The organism is Desulfonatronospira sp., assembly GCA_003563255.1.
In the GTDB taxonomy this organism is placed as follows: Bacteria; Desulfobacterota; Desulfovibrionia; order Desulfovibrionales; family Desulfonatronovibrionaceae; genus Desulfonatronospira.
Genome location: PWSL01000240.1, coordinates 1 through 3,523, shown reverse-complemented (window position 1 = coordinate 3,523; position 3,523 = coordinate 1). Strand labels below are relative to the sequence as shown.

Here is a 3,523-nt window from a genome sequence, read left to right as displayed (position 1 = left end):
GGGACAGGCACTCCGGGACCCACTTGAGCATCATTTTGTGCTTAAAACATCTCATTTTTTGGGACAAGTGGGTCCCGGAAGAGCCAGTCCCCATGCCACATGCAAAGCGCTAAACAGATACTTTCTGATGAACAATTTACAGATGTGAGCGTTAGAAAAATAAGTGCGGGACAGTCCCCAGGCCTGGGGAAAGTAATCACCACCGAGAACCCCCCTGAATGGTTACGACTTTTTTTGCTGGTAAGGCCTTGTACTCAGTCTTTCTTGATGAAGTAAATCAGGGTATCATCGTCTGTGTGCTCCATACCAAGATAACTGCTGCCGTTTCGCAATCCCAGGTTCGGGATATGCTCCTTTGAGCCGGGATCGGTACAGATTACTTTCAGTATCTGGCCGGATTCAAGAGAGTCCAAAATCTTTTTGGTTTTCAGCAATGGCAGAGGACAACTCAGTCCGCTTGTATCCAGAATTATGTCGGCGCTTATCCGGGGAGTTTGTTTCATACACAGTCTCCAGGGTTAAACCGGATCATTTATAATCATTCAGCCTGGCTAGACTTATCAGCCAGTCCTTCCAAGCATCTTTAGAAGATCCCGCATGGCTTCGGTACTTTTTGCAAAAAAAGCGGCGGCGTGATAATCTGTGGGTATGCGCTGCAGAAATTCATCAATCCACGGGAGCATGAATTTGCCTGAGAAGTCAGCTGTTTCTGCAGCGATTTCAGGATCAGGACTTTGCTGGTACAGGCTGATTAAAAAGTAAAGATATTCCAGCTCCAGACAGAGATGGTCCACAGGCTCACCCGATTTTCCGGGCACCAGGCCTGCCTCAGAGAGTCTCTCCTGCATCTCCTGGGCTGGTTGCTGCATCAGGCGCTGTTCATCACCATGATAGCAGGAGTGATATAAAGGAGCGCTGATGCCGCCGTAGGTGTTTATAAATATATCTACGAAAACGTTTTCCAGGTCCCGGATGACTACAGCTTCTTTGCCCTGGTCCCGGAGCTCATTGAGATAAATAACGATGCGGGGTGGTTCTCTAAAAACAATGCCATGCAGGCCGGTCCATACAGTGCTGGAGCTTTTCCACAGCTCCTCCCAGTTTTTGCGGCCGTCGCTGGTCCAGAATATCTGAATCAGAAGCTCCAGGGCCTGAAGTACATGCTGCCTGCCAGCCTGCTCCAGGCTGGGAAGATTGCCGGGCATTATGTTGTCATCACTCATGGAGTCTCCACCATCTCGGGATATTTTTCTTCCCAGGCCATGATACCAGCCTTGTAGCGATATACATTTTTATAACCAAGTCGAACGGCCCACCTGGCCGCAATGCCGCTTTGGACTCACCTGAAGCTGCGGCAGTAAAAAATGATTGTACGATTCTTGTCGTCGCCCATGGCGCTGATAAGCTGTTCTTTTTTGCCTGGGTCCAGGCTTCTGCTCTCAGCCGGCCGAAAAGGGACGTTTACGGCCCCGGGCAGGATGTTTGCATACTTGAATTCGTATTCGTAGCGGTTGTCGATGACGGTCATCTGCTCTTTATCCTGGTAGAGACTGTGCAGCTGAGATGATTCTATCAGCTGGTATCCCTCTTCTTCAGCCTTTTTCACAGCGTCTTCCCACCAGACTTTCGGGTTTTGAGCAGCTTCGAGAGGTACCGTAAAGACAAGGAACATAAAAAGGAAGGAAAGACAGGGTATGATTCTGTGATAGTTCATGGCAGTGTCCTCTTTGCGGAAGCTTTCGCCACATGATGTTCATCTGGCAGAAGCTTGTCTGGCAACCATTCAGTGGGCAGGTGCCGGCCAGGGGGACAGTCCTCTGGCCTTGTGCCATTAGTCACAACCGAGGACCCCCTGAATGGTTACCTTTTCTGAAACAGTTTGGCGATTTGTGCCTGAAGCGAAGTTTCAGGCTTAAACACCGGACCGGCTTCGCTTCAGGGGGCTATAGAATGTTTGCAGGGTAGTGTAGTGGCTGCAACAGCCTGCTTGTGGCTGCTGCAGACTTTTGGGTCAAACCTTGTCTTTTATCTTGTTGTACCAGAGTTCATGATGATGTTTGGCATAGCTCTCAGGCACCTCACCCGTGAACATGGATTTAAAGGCCGGTCTTTCTTCTCTCGAAATAGCCGCCATGTATATATGCACGATAAGTCCGGCCAGAGCCAGAGTGGCAAACAGATAATGCAAGGTTCTGGACCAGGCCACGATATTGGGATTGTTTAGAATCATGGTGGACAGGAACATGATCACTCCGGTGACAATCATTACTGCTCCGGCAATGATTGTCACCTGGGCGAAGAGTTTCTGTCCGGCATTGTAAAATCCCTGCGGGGGAATGTCTGTGGTCATACCCAGCTTTTTGAGCATTTTTTCGCCCATGGTCATCTGGATATTTTTCTTGACCATCCAGGTCATATCCCGGGAGGGGCTGATGGAAAAGGATTCCTTTGCAAAAGCCAGGCTCTCGGTGATCCTTCCCAGAACATAGATTATTACTACTATGGCCCAGAAAAGACCCAGGTACATATGCACATTCAAAAGCATTTCCGGACTGCCGAAGATGGTGCGCATCATGGCCGGATACCAGCCTCCCAGGGGATTCCAGTGCTCATTGATCAGGCCCAGTCCGGTGAGGGTCAGGGTAATCCAGCAAACGGCATTGAACCAGTGAATGAAGATGCCGCCTTTATCGTGGCGTGGGATCATTTTTTCCTGCATGGTATTATGCCTCCTTCTTTTTTTCATCGTGCCCGGAGGTCTCGGAGCCCGAAGTGATCTGCTTTACAAACATGACTGCAGCGCCCAGTGCGGACAGCCCTACAGCCACCTTGAACAGTGGGTTGACCAGACGGGTCATGGTGGCATGGGCTGCGGGGTATTCAACTTCCCCGGGCCAGTCCATGGGCTCGGTGTCCGCCAGGTAGTACATATTGGGGTCGGTATCCTCGGGTTCGGTGTTTATCTGGACCCATTTTCTGTCTTTAAGCAGAACCGCAGCTTCACTTTCAGGATCGTTTATATCCCCGAAGACCCTGGCCTTGGTTGGGCAGGTGTCCACACAGGCCGGCTGCAGGCCCATGGCCATGCGGTCCTGGCAATAGTCGCACTTGTCCGGGACCCTGTGGGTGGGATGGCGGTACCTGGCAGAATAAGGGCATGCAACAATACAGTTGCCGCAGCCTATGCAGAAGTCTTTGTTGATCTGGACAATGCCGGTCTCCTCGTCCTTGTAGGTGGCGCCGCTGGGACAGGCGTGCACGCAGGTGGGATTGTCGCAGTGCATGCAACCTCCCGGCTGATAATGGGCATAGGTATACTTGCCCATGGAAAAGTCAGGAGACTTCTCCTTGATCCAGTTGCGCCAGTAGCCCCGTGGAAGGCCGTGCTCCACCTTGCAGGAGGCCATGCAGGCCTTGCAGTCGATGCACACCGAGGAGTCGACAACCATGGCGTATTTCTTTTTCATCAGCTCACCTTCCTTACGTTTACAAAGGTCTCATGCATGGCCATGTTGCCGCAGAT

Annotated in this window: 5 protein-coding genes; all 5 read right to left on the bottom strand. The window is 51.2% G+C overall.

What is annotated here, in order from left to right; genetic code table 11:
• Positions 1-254: 254 nt before the first annotated feature.
• The 5 genes from QZP87_RS06995 to QZP87_RS06975 all read right to left on the bottom strand — a co-directional run bounded on the left by QZP87_RS06995 (position 255) and on the right by QZP87_RS06975 (position 3,467).
• Positions 255-503 (bottom strand): sulfurtransferase TusA family protein, encoded by a 249-nt coding sequence (locus QZP87_RS06995; protein WP_291322203.1) that lies wholly within the window; start codon positions 501-503, stop codon positions 255-257.
• Positions 504-560: 57 nt separating this feature from the next.
• A complete protein-coding gene (locus QZP87_RS06990; protein ID WP_291322202.1) occupies positions 561-1,223 on the bottom strand; it encodes a molecular chaperone TorD family protein in 663 nt (220 codons plus the stop codon).
• Positions 1,220-1,714, bottom strand: coding sequence for a rhodanese-like domain-containing protein (locus QZP87_RS06985; protein ID WP_291322201.1), 495 nt, complete (start codon positions 1,712-1,714; stop codon positions 1,220-1,222). Before QZP87_RS06985 ends, QZP87_RS06990 begins: the two co-directional genes overlap by 4 nt.
• Positions 1,715-2,011: 297 nt before the next feature.
• Positions 2,012-2,719 (bottom strand): cytochrome b/b6 domain-containing protein, encoded by a 708-nt coding sequence (locus tag QZP87_RS06980; RefSeq protein ID WP_291322200.1) that lies wholly within the window; start codon positions 2,717-2,719, stop codon positions 2,012-2,014.
• 4 nt (positions 2,720-2,723) lie between these two features.
• A complete protein-coding gene (locus QZP87_RS06975; protein WP_291322199.1) occupies positions 2,724-3,467 on the bottom strand; it encodes a 4Fe-4S dicluster domain-containing protein in 744 nt (247 codons plus the stop codon).
• Positions 3,468-3,523: the final 56 nt, after the last annotated feature.

Bases quoted from the DNA above. Each gene is read 5' to 3' on its own strand.
- QZP87_RS06990 (WP_291322202.1), bottom strand. From the start codon at position 1,223: ATGAGTGATGACAACATAATGCCCGGCAATCTTCCCAGCCTGGAGCAG.
- QZP87_RS06980 (WP_291322200.1), bottom strand. From the start codon at position 2,719: ATGCAGGAAAAAATGATCCCACGCCACGATAAAGGCGGCATCTTCATT.
- QZP87_RS06975 (WP_291322199.1), bottom strand. From the start codon at position 3,467: ATGAAAAAGAAATACGCCATGGTTGTCGACTCCTCGGTGTGCATCGAC.
- QZP87_RS06995 (WP_291322203.1), bottom strand. From the start codon at position 503: ATGAAACAAACTCCCCGGATAAGCGCCGACATAATTCTGGATACAAGC.